The following is a 15,995-nucleotide window of genomic DNA, read 5'->3' as shown; positions in this document are numbered from 1 at the left end:
CGCGGGCCGCACCCGCCGAAGGCCCTACCTGAGCGCGTCCGCCACCTCGCGGGCCGCGTCCACCACACGGGGGCCGACCCGTTCGGGTACGGAGTCGGCGAGCATCACCACACCCACGCTGCCCTCGACCCCCGTCACCCCCACCAGCGCGGCCGCGGCCCCGCTCGCCCCGGCTTCCAGTTCACCGTGGGTGAGGGTGAAGGCCGTCTCCCCCACCGGCTTCTGGCGGGCGGCGAGTATCGCCCGGCCCGCGGCGCCCCGGTCCAGCGGGTGGCGGAAGCCGGCCCGGTAGGCCACGTGATAGTCGGTCCAGGTCGGCTCGACGACCGCGACCGCCAGCGCGTCGCTGCCGTCGACCAGCGTGAGATGGGCGGTGGCGCCGATGTCCTCGGCGAGGGAGCGCAGCGCGGGGAGCGCGGCCTCCCGGACGAGCGGATGCACCTGGCGGCCCAGGCGCAGCACACCGAGACCCACTCTGGCCCGGCCGCCCAGATCGCGGCGCACCAGTGCGTGTTGTTCCAGGGTGGCGAGCAGACGGTAGACCACTGTTCGGTTGACGCCGAGTCTGTTGGACAACTCGGTGACGGTCAGGCCGTGGTCGGTGTCGGCGAGCAGTTTGAGGACCCTCAGTCCCCGGTCGAGCGTCTGGGAGGTTTCCGCGGTCACGACGCCCTCTCCTCTTTGGTGAGCGGCGGCGGCTGGTCCCACGGAAGGTGCGCCGCCGGTCCCAGCGGCTGCGCACGGAGAGGCCGCCGGCCTGGCCAAGGCACCGGCTGCGCTCCGCGGCGGCGTTGCCACGGGGCGTTCATTTTTGGGGACAGTAGCGAGCCAGTCCGCTCAGCGGAAGACCTCGTCCAGAATCCGGGCGTCAGCGGAAGGGGAGTTGGCTTGAAGAAGCATAAGGGCCGGTCAGCGGGGCGTCGGCCGAATCCTGGGCGTCTACGCGCGTCCAGGTCGGCCGACGTCCCGGCGACGCTTCGTGCACCGGACGTGAACGGTCGTTAGCTCACCGTGAACGACTGTTGCACAATTTTTCCGTTCACCAGCACCTCGCAGGCCCTGATCGCCTTCGTCGCCGGGTCGCGGACGGTGAAGTTGAGAGCGAAGGTGCCGTCCAGTCCGATGACCCGGGTGACGTAGGAGTCCGATGTCTGCTTCCCGTCCGCGGTGCGGCCGGTCACCGAGACCGTGGCGACGGGGGCGAAGCCCCGCCCGGTCACCTGGACCGCCGTGCCGACCGGCCCCTCGGGCGGCGAGAGCGCGAAGGCCGGCCCGGCGGGCACGCTCCCGTCCTGCACGGTGAACGCCGCCGTCTCGGTACGGGGGTTGACGAGGACCTCCCGGACCCGGATCGCGACGGTGTCGGTGGCGTTGACCGTGAAGGTCTGCGAGAACGCCCCGTCCAGTCCGACCACCTTGGTCCTCGCCGGGTCGGACGTCTGTGATCCGTCGGCCCGCAGGCCGACGATGGACACGGTGGCGACCGGGGCGAAGCCCTGACCGAGGACGGTGGCGGCGGTGCCCTTCGGGCCGGCCGACGGGGTGAGGACGACGAAGGACGGGGCCACGGTCAGCGGGGTGACCGCCTGCGCTCCTGCGGCGGTGACCTGGAGCGCGTACACGGCGCGCGGGGTGGATCCGGCCACGGTGACCGTACCGGCGAGCGTTCCGTCGGCGCTGATCCGGAGGGTGGAGCCACTGATCCGCGCGCTGTCGCAGCCGCTGCCGTCGGCGGCGCAGAGTGCGGCGACGGGTGTGGTGCCGGTGGGCCAGTCACCGCCGGAGAGGGTGATCGTCCCGCCGGGTTTGACCTTCGCCGCGCCCGCGGAGAGCGTCGCGGAGGCGTCGGTCACGGTGAACGGCGTGGTCAGCACGGTGGCCGGATCGTTGCCCTCGTCGACCTGGATCGCGGCGATGGCCGGGTCGGAGACGGTGAAGTCGACGCCGAACGTGCCGTCGGGGGCGCTCTTCACATAGACGGCGGTGTCGTCGAGTGTGGCCCCGCTCGCGTCCAGGCCGACGGTGTTGATCCAGCGGTCCTGGAAGTAGTTGCTGCCGGTGACCCGGACGACGCTGCCGACCGGAGCGCCGGCGCGGGAGAGCGCGATGGCCCGGGGCCCGCCGGGGACGTACGCCTTGACGGTCAGGGGCGCGGTCGCCTCCTTCGTACCGTCGCCGACCTTCACCAGGTACGAGCCGTCCGGCACCGCGCCCGCGGGGGCGAGGACCGCGCTTCCGGTCAGCTCCCCCGAGCCGCTGATCGCCAGGGTGCTGGAGACGAACTTGCCGGTGTCGCAGCCACCGCCGTCCGCCGAGCACAGCGACGGTACGGGGGTGGCGCCGACGGTCCACAGGCTGCCGGTCAGGGCGACGGCCGTGGACGGCCGGACGGCGGTGGCGGGCGCGGTCAGGGTGGCCGGATGTCCCGCGGTTCCCTCGGCGGTCACGGTACCGATGGAGCCGCCCCCGCCGACCACGTCGCACGGGGTCTCATAGGTGGAGCCGAGCACTTTCGTACGCGTCAGATTGCGCACCGGGGTGAAGGAGATCGGCCCGCTCGCGTCGGCCGGGATGATGAAGTCCCCTTCGTACGGAGGGATCTCTATGGGCTTCCCGGACGGGATGTCGAGGTTGATCTGGGGTCCGGTGACGGTGACCGTGCCGGTCGCGCCGCCCGACATCGCGAAGTCGATGCTGGGGGTGGTGGGCACATTGCTCAGGCTGAGCCCGCTGGTCGCGGGCGACGGTCCGAGGGTGACCTTGGCGTGGACCTTGCCGCCGGGGTCGACGATGGCCGGCGAGAGGTCGACGCTCATCTGCTGCGGCCCGGTGGCCTCGCCCTGACCGGCGGGCAGGGAGCAGTGGACGGTCGGGGTGACCGTACCCGCGTGGGCGGCGGGGGCGAGTACGACGGTCCCACCGGTCCAGACGAGCACGGTCCCCGCGGTGAGCGCGACGGCACGACGTAATACCGCGCCCGGCCCTCCTCGTCTTCCCGGTCTTTCTGGTCTTCTCGATCTCGGCCGTACGGACATGCGGCTCCTTCGCGACTGCGGAAATCCTTCGAATTCGAAATGGCGGCGCCCGCCTGCTCCATTGCGATACGGAGCAGGCGGGCGTCTCCGGTACTTTCCCTGACTTCTCTGGCTTCTCTGGCTTCTCCGGCTTCTCTGGCTTCTCTGGTTTCCCCGACGGTGACGGATCTCAGAGAAGAGTGAGTGTCAGGGTGGCGCTGTAATCTCCGGGCCGGGTGAATCCGGGCACCGTCAGAGTGAGATCGGCATCGGCGTCGAACCGGCCGCCCGTGAACGGGCGGGATCCGTCCGGGTTCATCCGGCAGAGGCTCGCCGCCTCGCTCCCGAGTGCGGCGGGCGAGCCGGCCACCGGCACTCCCACGCTTCCGTTCTGCGCCGTGCATCTGGGTGTCCACCGGACGGCGTCCGCCGGGATGGTGCCCCCGTCGGCGCTGGTGAAGCCGGTGAGGGTGGCGGTGAGGGACCAGCCGCTGTTGACGCCTCGGGCATCCTCCACCTCGACCCGGTTGAGCCGGGAGCGCTGCACACCGCTGCCGGTGCCCAGGACCGTCGTGCCGAAGTCGACGGTGTCGCCGTCCTGGACCATGGACAATGTCCCGGCCCGGACCGAGGTGTTCAGCCGCTGGTCGGCGCTGCCGCCACCCCCTCCCCCGCCCGTGGAGACGGTGAACGGGGCGGTCCGTACGGTCGCCGGATCATTGCCCTCGTCGGCCTGGACGGCGACGACGGCGTCGGAGATCACGGTGAACTCGACGGCGAAGGTGCCGTCCGGGCCGCTCTTGACGTAGACCGCGCTGTCGTCGATCCCGGTGCCCGTCGCGTCGAGACCGATGACATTGATCCAGCGGTCCGGGTTGTAGTTCTTGCCGCTGACCGTGATCACGCTGCCGACCGGTCCGCTGCTTCGCGACAACGAGATCTCGCGGTCGCCGGCCGCGACGGCCCTGACCGTGAGGGGAGCGGTGGCCTCCTTCGTACCGTCGTTGACCTTCACCTCGTACGCGCCGTCCGGCACCGCCCCGGCCTCCGCGAGGGTGGCCGTGCCGTGCAGCGTTCCGTAGCTGTCGACGGTGAGGGTGTGGCCCTTGAACTTCAGCGGGTCGCAGCCGCCACCGCCCACCGCGCAGAGCGACGGAACGGGCGCACCGCCCGGCGTCCATCCCGAACCACCCAGTGTCACGGCGGTGTTGGGACGTACGGGGTCGGCGGGAGCGGTCAGGTGCGCGGGCTCGGAGCCGGTGCCCTCCACCGTGACGGTGCCGACGGAGCCGCCCCCGTCGACCACGTCGCAGGGTGTCTCGAAGACCGAACCGAGCACCTTCGTCTGTGTCAGCGTACGGACCGGGGCGAAGGAGATCTCGCCGGAGGCGTCCGCCGGAACCAGGAAGTCCCCCTCGTACGGCGGGAGTTCGATGGGCGTGCCGGCCGGGATGTCCATCGTGAACTCGGCGCCCCGCACGGTGACGGTGCCGGTGGCCCCGCCGGACATGGCGAGGTCGAGACTGGGGATGGTCGGCACGTCGTCCAGCGCGAGAGCGCTGGTGGCGGGGGACGGGCCGAGCGTGACCTTCGCGTGCACCTTGCCGCCCGGAGCGACGACCGCGGGTGACAGTTCGACGGTCATCTGCTGGGGCCCGGTGGCCTCGCCCTGACCGGCGGGCAGGGTGCAGTGGACGGTCGGGGCGACCGTACCGGCGGCCTGCGGCGCGGGCGGTGGAGCGGCCTGGGCGGTGGCCCCGACGCAGCTCAGGGACAGTACGAAGCAGGCAGCGAGCAGACCGGTCACGCCAGGTCTTCGTCGTCGAATCACCAGACACCCCTCCATGGCCCATTGATTGCGCACATTGAGGAGGTCGCGTGCGGAGAAGTCAAGAGAGAATTGACTGATCCTTAGGCCGACCGGCAAATGGGGGGCGGCGTCGCGGGGCCGGGCACGCACATCTGCGGCGTTGTCGTCAGTCAACAACGCTCCGCGTTGCCTCCCTCCTCCGCCTTGCAGCTGCACGCACCCAGCCCTGCTCCTTCTCCCACCCCCCATTTGCCGGTCGGCCTTATCTGAAATGCCCGAAAAGCATTTCCACGGGCACTTTAAGTGCACCTGTTGGCATCTCTTGACATCTCTGAAGATCACCGTTTCACTGCACCCGACATGCCGGGCCCGGCACACAGATCCGCAAGAAGATCGCACACCGAGGATTGAGCCGAATCCTGCGAATCTGCGGAATTCAACCGGAAGGAGTTCCCCCCGTCATGTCAGTCCCTTCATTGCGTTCGCCGAACCGAAGACACCTCCCGCTGGTGCTGGCCGCGGCCTGTTCCGTGGCCGGCGCGCTCGCCCTGGCGCCGACCGCCCAGGCGGTGACCCCGTCGACCGCGACGGCCACGTACGACTGCGGAACCTGGGGCAGCGGTCTCGCCACCCTGACCGCCGTCGACTCGGGCACGACCAAGACCATCAAGATCAACTCCATGGCGATCACGATGCCTCCGGGCACCAGCGCCGACCCGAACAGCATCACGACGACGCTCAAGCTCACCAAGACCTCGGGCGGCGTCACCAGTCAGGTGCAGTTCTCCGGTAAGACCAACCCCGGCATGATCAGCCCCAACCCGATCACCCTGGGACCGCTCAAGCTCACCTCCGGCACCCTGGCGGCGGGTGACCGCACCGACTCCGTGGTGCTGTCCGGCCCGCCGAGCGCCACGAACTGGTCCTTGCAGATCGTGGCCTCGTCCCCGACGTCGGCCACGGTTCCGTGTGTGGCCACGGTCAGCCAGTCCGCGCCCTTCACCTGGTAGCCGTCGGCCCGGGATTCCGGTAACCACCCGGGATCCCTTTGACCGCCCGGGATTCCGGTGACCGCCCGGTACCGGTCCGTCCGATACCGGTCCGTCCGGCATCCGCCCGTCAACGGGCCGTACGTCCGCCCGCCCGGCGTCGACCGGGCCCGACCCTCACCCGATCCGCACCAGGTCCGCACGAACGACGCCGGCCCGGGGCGAGGACCGCTGTCCCCGCCCCGGGCCGGCACTTCACGGGAGCGGACTCACCTCATACGGGTGGCCCACTCCTGCACCTTCTCGATCCGCTGCTGGATCTGCCCGGCCGTGGCCTCCGCGCTCGGCGGCCCGCCGCAGACCCGGCGCAGCTCGGTGTGGATCACACCGTGCGGCTTGCCGCTCTGGTGCGTGTACGCCGACACCATCGTGTTGAGCTGCTTGCGCAGCCCCAGCAGCTGCTTGTGGGTGACCACCGGTCGCGCCTCGGCCGGCTTCTCCAGCAGATCGGCTTCCCCGGCCGGCTTCTGACGGCTGTGGGCGATCTGACGGGTCTGCCGCTTCTGGAGCAGCAGCTGCACCTGGTCGGGCTCCAGCAGCCCCGGAATCCCCAGGTAGTCCTGCTCCTCCTCGCTCCCGGGATGCGCCTGCATGCCGAATTCGGCACCGTCGTAGAGCACCCGGTCGAAGACCGCGTCGGATTCGAGGGCCTCGAAGGGCAGCTGGTCCTCGGTCTCCTCGTCCTCCAGCTTCTCGGCGTCGGCGAGGAGCTTGTCCTCCTCCGCGAACGGGTTCTCCTCGTCGCTGCCGTTCTTGGGCTTGTCGAGGACGTGGTCCCGTTCGACCTCCATCTCGTTCGCGAAGTCGAGGAGCATCGGGATGGTCGGCACGAAGACGGAAGCGGTCTCGCCGCGCCTGCGCGAGCGCACGAAACGCCCAACGGCCTGCGCGAAGAAGAGCGGCGTGGAGATGGTGGTCGCGTACACGCCCACGGCGAGACGCGGCACGTCGACGCCCTCCGACACCATGCGGACCGCTACCATCCAGCGCGAATCGTCCTGGCTGAACTGGTCAATCCTCTTCGACGCGGCCTTCTCGTCGGAGAGGACCACGGTGGCCTTCTCGCCGGTGACCTGCTTCAGGATCTTGGCGTACGCGCGCGCCGACTCCTGGTCGGTGGCGATGACGAGCCCACCGGCGTCGGGGATGCCCTTGCGCACCTCGGTCAGCCGTTTGTCGGCGGCGCTCAGCACATTGGGGATCCAGTCCCCGGTGGGCGAGAGCGCGGTACGCCAGGCCTGCCCGATGGCGTCCTTGGTCATCGGCTCGCCGAGCCGGGCGGCGATCTCGTCACCGGCCTTGGTGCGCCAGCGCATGTTGCCGCTGTAGCTGAGGAAGATCACGGGCCGGACGACGCCGTCGGCGAGCGCGTTGCCGTAGCCGTACGTGTAGTCGGCCGAGGAGCGCCGAATGCCGTCGTTGCCCTCCTCGTACAAGACGAAGGGGATCGGATTGGTGTCGGACCGGAACGGCGTACCGGTGAGCGCGAGCCGCCGGGTGGCCGGGTCGAACGCCTCCTGGCACGCCTCGCCCCAGGACTTCGAGTCACCGGCGTGGTGGATCTCGTCGAGGATCACGAGGGTCTTGCGCTGCTCGCACCTGTTGCGGTGCAGCATCGGGCGGACGCCGACACCCGCGTAGGTGACCGCGACGCCGTCGTACTCCTTGCTCAGCGGGCCCGCACTGTAGTCGGGGTCGAGCTTGATCCCTATCCGGGCCGCTGCCTCGGCCCACTGCTTCTTCAGGTGCTCGGTCGGCGCGACGACGGTGACCTGCTGCACGACGTGGTGGTGCAGCAGCCATGACGCGAGGGTCAGCGCGAAGGTGGTCTTCCCCGCGCCGGGGGTGGCGACCGCGAGGAAGTCGCGCGGCTGCTCCTGGATGTACTTCTCCATGGCGCCCTGCTGCCAGGCTCGCAGCTTGCCGGCCGTGCCCCAGGGGGCGCGGCCGGGGAAGGCGGGTGAGAGGTGGTGGGAGGCGGTAGTAGTCACGGTCTCCGGTTCGGGTCTCTCGGGTACGTGGGGCGCTGTCCGTACGGACCGGGACGGGCACGTACGCGATACGACAACCGGGCCACCTTACCGGGGGGCGCTGCGTGAACCGCCTCGAACTACGCCGCCCCGCAGGGAATTGCGATGGCTGTCACACGTCGTCGACGACCAGCTCGCGCAGCCCCTGAGAGATGACTTTCACCTCGTCCATTTCCCCTGTGGCCACCGCGATGACCAGGCGTTCCGCGGCATCGATGTCCGGGCGCAGATCGATCCCGTTCATCGCGAGGAACGTCACGCACGACAGCCAGGCCGTGCGTTTGTTGCCGTCGAAGAACGGACGGTTGATCACCAAGGACTGCAGGAGCGCGGCGGCTTTGTCGATCGGATCCGGGTATGCCTCCTCGCCGAACATGGCCGCGGCAGGACGGTGGGCCGCCGATTCGAGGAGCCCGGCGTCGCGCACGACAACGTGCATGTCCGCGCAGGCATGCTCGGCGATGACGAGGATGTCCTCGGAGGTCAGGTAGACACAGGTCACTTGAGCCGCTCCATGAGCTCGCTCCACTTGGCCGCCTGCTCCTTGGCCGTCTTGCGGACGATGGCCTGCTGAGCCGTCCTGGCCAGGTAGTCGTCCACGGCCTGCAGCAGTATGGCGTGCATGCTGGTCCCCTCCTGCTCCGCTCGCTGCTTGAGGGCCTCGGTCTGGTCGTCACGAAGACGCAGGTTCATAGCCATACCAAAACGGTACCGCCGAATGGGGCCAGAGTGGTACCAAGCGGCGCCTAAGCCTTTGCCCGCACCCGCCCCGCCACCCACGCCCCCACCAGCGCCACCCCCGCCATCGGCAGGAAGACCACCGCGAACGCCCCCGGGTGGGATCCGGAGGCCCCCGCCTCCACGGCCTCGTGCACCGCCCCCACCGTCCCGCCGCCGAGTGCGGCGAAGGCCGCCCCGCCCGCGGCCAGCAACAGGACGTTGGACAGCCCGTCGGAGATCTGAAGGGCGGCCGAGTTCGCCCCCGCCTCCTCCGGCGCCGAGAGCTTCAGCAGCAGCACGCTCGTCGATGCGATCACCATGCCCATGCCGAAGCACCCGAAGGCCCAGGCCACGGCCACGGTCCAGACCGGCACCGCGTCGATCAGCACCGACGGCGCCGCCGCGATCGCCGCGGCGACCAGCACCATGCCGCCCACCATCAGACGTTCCCGGTACGGCTCCAGGCGCGGCCGGGACTGCACGTACGACCCGAGCGCCCAGGTCCCGCCCCCGGCCGCGAGCGAGAGCCCCGCCAGGGTCGGGCTCAGTCCGCGCTCGGTCACCAGCATCAGCGGTACGAACGACTCGGCGGCGATGAACGACCCGGCCGCCACCCCGCGCAGCAGCACCACCGACGGCAGCCCACGCGCCGCCCGGCCCGTACCCGGGGGCAGCAGCCCCCGCACGGCGGGAACGAGCAGGGCGACACCCACCACGACCGGCAGCAGCGCGAACCAGTTCCGCTCCTGCCCCGCGTACTGGAGCAGCCCCGCCCCCACCGAGATCCCGAGCGCGAGCACGATGCGGCGCCGGTCGTACGGCTCGACGGGTGCCGCGGGATCGGCCGGTCCCGACGCCCGCCGCCGGATCGCGGGCAGCGCGAGCGCCAGCGGGAACACCACGAGCACAGGGATGCCGATGAAGACCCACCGCCACCCCAGGTGCTCGGTCACGCTCCCGGCGGCGAGCGGCCCGACGACGGACGGGATCACCCAGCTCGCGGCGAACGCGGCCATGATGGACGGCCGCAGATGCTCCGGATAGGCCCGGCTGATCACCACGTACAACGCCACGATCACCAACCCGCCACCGAGCCCCTGGACGGCCCGTCCGACGATGAACATCCACATGCTGCCCGCCGTGCCCGACAGCAGCAGCCCCGCCCCGAACGCGCTGATCCCGGTGGCGAGCGGCGCCAGCGGCCCACGCCGGTCCGCCCACTGCCCGGAGAGCACCATGGCGAACAGGCTGGTGGTGAAGTACGCGGAGAACGCGAACGCGTAGAGCGGAATGCCGTGCAGCTCACGGGCGGCGACCGGCATCGCGGTCCCCACGGCCGTCGCCTCGAACGCGATCAGGAACACGACGGAGACGATGCCGACACTGAGCGCCCGATAGGTGCGACCGAGCACGCTTTCGGATTCGACGGGTGGGGTCGGTATTGCCGCGGGGACGGCGGTGCCGGTATCGGTACCGGCGTCTCGTGGTTCCAGGGCACTCATGAGCCCAAGAGTAAGGGGCAAGATCTCATATGGACCCTGTCGCGAGACGGTCCGCCGCTCGTCCGTTGGTCGTAGGACCGCGACGTGCCGGGCGGGCGGCGGCAGAACCCGATCGTGAACGCGGTGTGGCAGTCGCATTGCGACCCGCCCCGCACTCTTGAGCACCGAGAACACCCGCCCCTACGGTCGAACCACGACGAGGAACACACGGCCGTGTGCCCGAGTGGTTCAGGGGCTCGACTGCAACTCGAGTTACACCGGTTCGAATCCGGTCACGGCCTCGCAGACGAAGCCGCCCTCCCCGGGGAAGTTCCGGGGAGGGCGGCTTTGCCGTGCCCCGGGCAGGGACCAGAACGTGAAACGGCTCGCCCCTGTCCACGAGCCCGGCATCCATTTCCCACGCGTGGATCAAGATCCGCAACATACGCGTCGTCGACGTGGTCGCCGTCGGTCGGGTGCCCGACCGCGGTCCGCTGGTCGGCTTCCCCGGCGCGGTTCTCGTGGGCGAGCGGCAGCAGCAGGGTGGTCTGCGGTACGTAGACAGTGTCGACACCGGGTGGAGCGACGGGGAACGGCAGGGGACGACCGTACTCGCCCGCCTGCTCCGGGCCGCCGAGATCGACGCGCTCGCACGTGAGGAACCCGCACTTATGATCGATCGCCTGTGGTGGACCGTTGATCACGTGGGTAGCGTGGCGGGCTGAGCAGGTTTCCGATCAAGGACACGGGGGTGTCGACGATGTCGTTCGAAGACGAGTGGGGCGCGGAGAAGGCCGCCGTCGCCATGAGGCTGAACCAGGCCGGCAGCACCGGTGGCTCGACGCCGGCGAAGGGATCGGCCGACTACGTGGTCGTGGATGACGAGCTGGGGGACATCGGCCACGCCGCCTACGGGCTCTTCAACGGCCTCGAATCGGGCGGCAAGCACGCGAGCGCGGCGAGCGAGACCGCCGGCACGAGCCTGAAGGGCGACGGCTTCGACAGCGGCGCGGCGCTCAGTGAGGTGAACCGGACCTGGGAGACGCAGGTGAAGACTCTCCTCCAGGCATGCGCGCACATCTCCAACCACCTCGACTACACGAAGTCCTCGAACAAGGCCGAAGACGAGCGGATCGGGGCGCAGTTGCGCATCGTCGGACCCGTCGCCCCCGGCGCCGACGGGGCCGTGCCCGTCTCCCAGATCGACAAGTACTTCCGGTAAGGAGCCGTCCTCATGCCCACCTTCGAGCAGCTCCTCAACGTCAGGCTCGGCCCTCTCGACACCGCGGCCACCCAGTGGACCGAGATGATCAAGAAGTTGACGGATCTCCAGACCGACGCGAAGGCCATGAAGACCAAGGCCGACAAGTCCACCTGGAAGGGCGAGAACGCCACCGTCACCCAGGAGTTCGTCACCAAGACCGCCAAGGAGTTCAGCGACGCCGTCACCGAGGCCGAGTCCGTACGCGACCTCCTCAAGGACGCCCACGCCCTCCTCAAGTCCGCGCATGACGACCTCAAGGACGCCTACGACAACCCGCCGCCGGGCATCACCATCTATCCCGACGGCGTCCTCAGCCACCGCGTCCACCCCGACCGCCGGTCCAAGGACAGCACCGAACCCATCGCGACCGAAGCGCAGTTCGACGCGCTGCGCAGCAAGCTCGAAGGCATCCTGAAGCGCGCCAACGAGGCCGACGAACTCTGCGCCTGGGGCCTGCGCGCGCTGATCCGGAACCATCCCAACGACTTCGGCAGCACCGACCTCGGTGGTGTCGCCGACGCGAAGAAGATGCGCGCCGAGGAGAAGCAGCAGGCGGAGAACGGCCGCGAGGCCGCCAAGCTCTACAGTCGATGGGAGTACCTCGACGACAAGGAGCGCGAGCGGCTCCTCACGCTCGCCGAAGGCGGGAAGGACTCGCCGGCGTTCGCCGCCGAGCTCATGCAGAACCTCGACTACAACGGCCGCAAGGACCAGGAGGCGGTGCTGCTGCTCGCCGGCAGCCTGGAAGGCGGTGGCCGCGACGGCCAGGTTTCCGCCACGGACGCCCGTCTCTACAAGGCCCTGTCCGGCAGCCTCGCCACCGCCACCGGCCCCGACTCCCCGATCGGCTCGCCCGGCGGCATCACCTCCGCCTGGACCGACCGGCTCATCGCCACGGCCCGCGACGGCAACGGCCTGCCCGCCCAGCACCCCGGGGCGCTCAAGGGAGGGGCCGCGGGCTGGAACGCTCTCACTCACCTGATGGCCGCCGACGCCGGCGACGACGCCGTGTACGACCCCAACAAGAAGGGGTCCTCGCCCTGGAAGAAGGACGAGGGCGATCCGGTCTACAGCGAGGCATTCCTGACCGAGGTCGGCGACTCCATCCGGGAGTGGGAGACCAACGACAAGGACGCGTACGACGGCGTCATGAAGAACTGGCAGGGCACGCAGGAAGACCCGATGAAGGGTCTGCTGAACGCGATGAGCCGCAACCCGTCCGCCGCCACCCACTACTTCGACCCGAACACCACCGACAACCTCAAGTACTTCCTGGAAGACCGGGAGTGGCCCGGTGGCGACGTCGAGAGCAAGATGCCGACAGAGACCCAGTACACCTCGGCCCGCGCCGAACTCGGCCTCGCGCTCGAGTCCGCGGCCACCGGCCGCGTGCCCGGTTCACCGCTGCACCCGGTGCCCGCTCACCACGACGGCGCCGAGACCGCGATCTTCGAGCGTGTGATGGGCGAGTACACGGAGGCGCTCAAGAAGGACCAGAGCGCCGTCCCCGTCTCCATGCGCCTGCCGATGGCCGACATGATCGCCGACTACGGCTCCGACGTGCACCAGATCCTCGGCAAGAACATGGACGGGCCGACCGACTTCAACAACCTCGAGATCGACCGGGGCGACCTCACCCGGATCATCCGCTCCACAGCCGAGGACCCAAACGCCTTCAAGGCCATCCACACGTCGCAGACCGTCGTGATCGCCGACGGGCTGGATCGCTTTCCGGCGGACTCCTTCCGCAAGGAAGACCGTGAGCTGCATGCCTGGGTCAGGCAGTCCTCGACCGTGCTCGGCCACCTCGACGGCGTGCGCGGCGACGTCATCTACGACCTGGGCCAGGCGAAGAAGGACGCCAACGCCTGGCAGAAGATGGTCAATTACCACCTCTACGGCGGGGCGCTGACCCCCATCCCGATCCTCGGGGACGCGGTCCAGCGCGCGGTGGACGCGGGCACTAACGCGTACATGAACGAGGAGAACGTCAAGGTCGACGCCGCCACCCGCAACAACATGATCAGCCATTACGACGAGGGCCAGAAAGAGATGTACGCCATGCTGCGCAAGATGGCGAGGGCGCGCGGGCTCGAGAAGACGGAGCTGGATGCGAGCCCCGGCGAGTACGAGGACGGTCTCCAGCCGATTGCCGAGCAGTGGTACCAGAACGGAATCAAGGACGCCGACATGAAGATGGGCGAGCGCTACTGATGGACAAGAAGTACCTCGTTCTGCCTGTCGTCCTGGTGGTCGCGGCGGCCGTCATGGCTGCCGTCCAGCTGTGGCCCAGCGAACTGAAGGACCTGCGGGCCCAGAATCTGTGCCTGGGCATGCTCACCGAGCAGACCGCGGGCGGGCTCGACGACCGCAAGGGCGGTGAGCTGATGGCGGACGAGTACGAGCCGGAAGGGTCGAAGGGAGACCCGGTGTTCTCCACCATCTGCTTCGTCGGACGCAAGACAGGCGAGAACACGACCTACCGTGGTCAGTACACACTCGACGTCCAGGCCACCAACCTGCTCAACGCCCCCGCAGAGGGTGCCACCCGCCTCGCTGGAGGCCGCTCCGGCTGGGTGGGCCCCCGGCAGAGCGAGGTCCAACTCCCCGCCGCGTGCCCCAAGGAGATGCGGACGGGCGCCTCGTACGTCACCGTCGTCCTGAAGGTCGCCCCCGGTGTCGTCGCGGCGCAGAACTGGAACGACAATGCACTGACCAAGGCATCCCGCACGATCATCCTGGAGGCGGTGGACAACCTGGCCAAGCAGTACGACTGCGAGGCGTAGGACCGGCGTCAGCGGGGGCAGTCGTCGTCCACGGGCCCCCGCTGGACGCGAGCCCCGGCGAGTACGAGGACCACCTCCAGGCGATCGCCGAGCAGTGGTACGGGAACGGCATGGGGGACGCGGACAAGGCGATGGGACAGTGATCGATGGACAAGAAGTGGCTGCCCCTGACCGTCGTGCTCGGCGTCGCTGGAGTGGCCGTCGTGACGGCGAGCCTCTGGCCTGACGCCAAGGAGAAGCCGCCGCTGCCGCAGAGCCTGTGTTACGGGGCGCTTAGCCGGCAGACGGCGGAACTGATCGACGACGGCAAGGGGGGCGAGGTCAGCACGGAGGAGTGGGAGAGCAAGGGCAAGGGCGACCTCACGGTGTTCAAGACGTGCCAGGTGATGCGCGCCAATCCAGATAGCGACTATCCCCGGGGGATTTACCAACTGATCATCGAGGACTTCCGGAGCGACCCCGGCCCCGGGAAGGACTCCGTCCCCCTCGGCCTCGGATTCACCGGCTGGGTCCTCCCCGACGAAGCCAGAGTCACGCTGCCCGCCGGCTGCGCCGCCCGCATGGGTTCGACCTCCCCGTACATCATGGTGACGCTCAAGGCGCCCTCACAGGAGGAGAAGAAGAGCCTCGTCGACCGGAACACCGCGATCCGCAACAGCGCGGCCGTGGTACGGGAAGCCGCTGCCAAGCTGGCCAAGAAGTACGACTGCGAGGCGTAGGACCGGCGTCAGCGGGGGCAGCCGTCGTCCACGCTCCCTGCTGTACGTCGGCGCGGTGGGCGACTTGCTCGGTCGCCCACCCCAACGGGGCTTCGATCTTGTGGTCACGCGTCGCTCACCTGCGAAAACGCCCTTCATGGCCCGCGAACTGCCCCCGACCCGCCTCAACCCGATGCGACGGCACCGTCCACGCGAGCCCGCCGCAGCCCCGCGAGAACCGCGTCGACCGTCTGCTCCACGCTCTGCCCGGTCGTGTCCAGCCGGAGCCCGATCGTCTCCTCCCGCAACACCCGGTCCAACGCCTTGACCGTCCACCCGGCCCTGTAACTGCTCTTGCTCCGCCCGGCCTCCCGCTCGACAACGGCTTGCGGCTCGGGGGCGAGCACGACGACGTACAGCGGCCGGGTCCGTACGAGGCTGACATACGTGGCCAGTTCCTCTCCGAGCACCACGTCCTGCACCACGGCGGTCCACCCCTCACCCGCGTACACATCGGCCGTCGTCGCCGACAAGCGGTACCGAAGATGGAATTGGGCGACCGCCTCCTCGTCCGCCCCCGGCACCATCTCGGCCCGCCCAGGTCGAACAAGGGGTACGACTGGCCACCGCGCGCCCTCGCTGATGCCCTGGCCTTGCCACCGACAGAAGCGCGGCCGACGGTCCAGCCCGTGTCAGGTCCGGGGCTTCAGCACGGGCTTCTCGGGCAGTCCGCCGTTGTTCTCGCACTGCAGATCCTTGGCCACAGCCAGGGACGCGGCATGCACAATCTTCATGTTTTCCGCCCAGTGTTCCGGCGTGTTCTGCGCGGTGGCCTTCCGGTGGGTGAAGCTGCCGTAGATACGCATCGGGGTCTCCCTCGACCCCTTGAGTCGGGGGCTCACACACTCAAAATAGAGAAACGCCCCTGCACTGGTCGCCCCGGACCGCTTTCCCATGGTGTAGTAATGCTCACCGTTCGAATGACCTTCATTCAAATCCTGCGGCGGATATATATCGAAATTGACCTTTGAACGGTCCATGGGTGCACCTCCTTCCGGATTTATCTCGCACAGCCTTCCCCCTGACGCCAATGTGCGCCCCTCCTCGTACCCGGCCTTCAACCCATCCACTACCCGCTGCATA

The 15,995-nt window shown here is 69.3% G+C and carries 15 protein-coding genes and 1 tRNA gene; 7 read left to right on the top strand and 9 right to left on the bottom strand.

Annotation, left to right across the window (positions count from 1 at the left end):
* Positions 1-24: 24 nt before the first annotated feature.
* From ACIQCZ_RS07105 to ACIQCZ_RS07095, 3 genes are all read right to left on the bottom strand, one after another.
* Complete coding sequence (locus ACIQCZ_RS07105) at positions 25-666, bottom strand: IclR family transcriptional regulator (RefSeq protein WP_148838225.1); 642 nt, start codon at positions 664-666, stop codon at positions 25-27.
* 335 nt (positions 667-1,001) lie between these two features.
* Positions 1,002-2,936 (bottom strand): hypothetical protein, encoded by a 1,935-nt coding sequence (locus ACIQCZ_RS07100; RefSeq protein WP_402280390.1) that lies wholly within the window; start codon positions 2,934-2,936, stop codon positions 1,002-1,004.
* Between the two features lie 268 nt (positions 2,937-3,204).
* Positions 3,205-4,821 carry a hypothetical protein gene (locus ACIQCZ_RS07095; protein ID WP_402280389.1) on the bottom strand — a complete coding sequence of 539 codons (1,617 nt, stop codon included), beginning with the start codon at positions 4,819-4,821 and terminating at the stop codon, positions 3,205-3,207.
* Between the two features lie 464 nt (positions 4,822-5,285).
* Between ACIQCZ_RS07095 and ACIQCZ_RS07090 the strand changes: the two genes are divergently transcribed.
* The gene (locus ACIQCZ_RS07090; RefSeq protein ID WP_402280388.1) at positions 5,286-5,834 is read left to right on the top strand and encodes a hypothetical protein; all 549 of its coding nucleotides are present in this window, start codon (positions 5,286-5,288) and stop codon (positions 5,832-5,834) included.
* Between the two features lie 248 nt (positions 5,835-6,082).
* Here the strand turns inward: ACIQCZ_RS07090 and ACIQCZ_RS07085 are convergent, their stop codons facing one another.
* The 4 genes from ACIQCZ_RS07085 to ACIQCZ_RS07070 form a co-directional block, all read right to left on the bottom strand.
* Positions 6,083-7,864 carry a DEAD/DEAH box helicase gene (locus ACIQCZ_RS07085; RefSeq protein ID WP_402280386.1) on the bottom strand — a complete coding sequence of 594 codons (1,782 nt, stop codon included), beginning with the start codon at positions 7,862-7,864 and terminating at the stop codon, positions 6,083-6,085.
* A gap of 151 nt (positions 7,865-8,015) precedes the next feature.
* Positions 8,016-8,405: a type II toxin-antitoxin system death-on-curing family toxin gene (locus tag ACIQCZ_RS07080; RefSeq protein ID WP_402280384.1), complete on the bottom strand. Its 390-nt coding sequence runs from the start codon at positions 8,403-8,405 to the stop codon at positions 8,016-8,018.
* Positions 8,402-8,602 carry a ribbon-helix-helix protein, CopG family gene (locus tag ACIQCZ_RS07075; protein ID WP_026290595.1) on the bottom strand — a complete coding sequence of 67 codons (201 nt, stop codon included), beginning with the start codon at positions 8,600-8,602 and terminating at the stop codon, positions 8,402-8,404. The genes ACIQCZ_RS07080 and ACIQCZ_RS07075 overlap by 4 nt, the downstream gene beginning before the upstream one ends.
* A 47-nt stretch (positions 8,603-8,649) precedes the next feature.
* Complete coding sequence (locus ACIQCZ_RS07070) at positions 8,650-10,125, bottom strand: MFS transporter (RefSeq protein WP_402280382.1); 1,476 nt, start codon at positions 10,123-10,125, stop codon at positions 8,650-8,652.
* A 209-nt stretch (positions 10,126-10,334) separates the two neighbouring features.
* On the opposite strand from ACIQCZ_RS07070, the gene ACIQCZ_RS07065 reads away from it, so the two are divergent.
* The 6 genes from ACIQCZ_RS07065 (at position 10,335) to ACIQCZ_RS07040 (ending at position 14,873) form a co-directional block, all read left to right on the top strand.
* Positions 10,335-10,406, top strand: a tRNA-Cys gene (locus ACIQCZ_RS07065).
* A 156-nt stretch (positions 10,407-10,562) separates the two neighbouring features.
* Positions 10,563-10,829: a hypothetical protein gene (locus tag ACIQCZ_RS07060; protein WP_402280381.1), complete on the top strand. Its 267-nt coding sequence runs from the start codon at positions 10,563-10,565 to the stop codon at positions 10,827-10,829.
* Positions 10,830-10,864: 35 nt separating this feature from the next.
* A complete protein-coding gene (locus ACIQCZ_RS07055; RefSeq protein WP_376270523.1) occupies positions 10,865-11,326 on the top strand; it encodes a hypothetical protein in 462 nt (153 codons plus the stop codon).
* 12 nt (positions 11,327-11,338) lie between these two features.
* Positions 11,339-13,582 (top strand): DUF6571 family protein, encoded by a 2,244-nt coding sequence (locus ACIQCZ_RS07050; protein ID WP_402280379.1) that lies wholly within the window; start codon positions 11,339-11,341, stop codon positions 13,580-13,582.
* On the top strand, positions 13,582-14,154 hold the full coding sequence (locus ACIQCZ_RS07045) for a hypothetical protein (RefSeq protein WP_402280377.1): 573 nt from the start codon (positions 13,582-13,584) through the stop codon (positions 14,152-14,154). Before ACIQCZ_RS07050 ends, ACIQCZ_RS07045 begins: the two co-directional genes overlap by 1 nt.
* Before the next feature lie 146 nt (positions 14,155-14,300).
* Positions 14,301-14,873 carry a hypothetical protein gene (locus tag ACIQCZ_RS07040; protein WP_402280375.1) on the top strand — a complete coding sequence of 191 codons (573 nt, stop codon included), beginning with the start codon at positions 14,301-14,303 and terminating at the stop codon, positions 14,871-14,873.
* 164 nt (positions 14,874-15,037) lie between these two features.
* Here ACIQCZ_RS07040 and ACIQCZ_RS07035 read toward each other — a convergent pair whose 3' ends face one another.
* Positions 15,038-15,385: a hypothetical protein gene (locus ACIQCZ_RS07035; protein WP_402280373.1), complete on the bottom strand. Its 348-nt coding sequence runs from the start codon at positions 15,383-15,385 to the stop codon at positions 15,038-15,040.
* A gap of 159 nt (positions 15,386-15,544) precedes the next feature.
* Positions 15,545-15,892 carry a hypothetical protein gene (locus ACIQCZ_RS07030; RefSeq protein ID WP_402280372.1) on the bottom strand — a complete coding sequence of 116 codons (348 nt, stop codon included), beginning with the start codon at positions 15,890-15,892 and terminating at the stop codon, positions 15,545-15,547.
* Positions 15,893-15,995: the final 103 nt, after the last annotated feature.

Origin of the sequence: Streptomyces sp. NPDC093149, assembly GCF_044754145.1 — a bacterium.
Taxonomy (GTDB): Bacteria; Actinomycetota; Actinomycetes; order Streptomycetales; family Streptomycetaceae; genus Streptomyces.
This window is presented reverse-complemented; position numbering and strand designations above follow the sequence as displayed.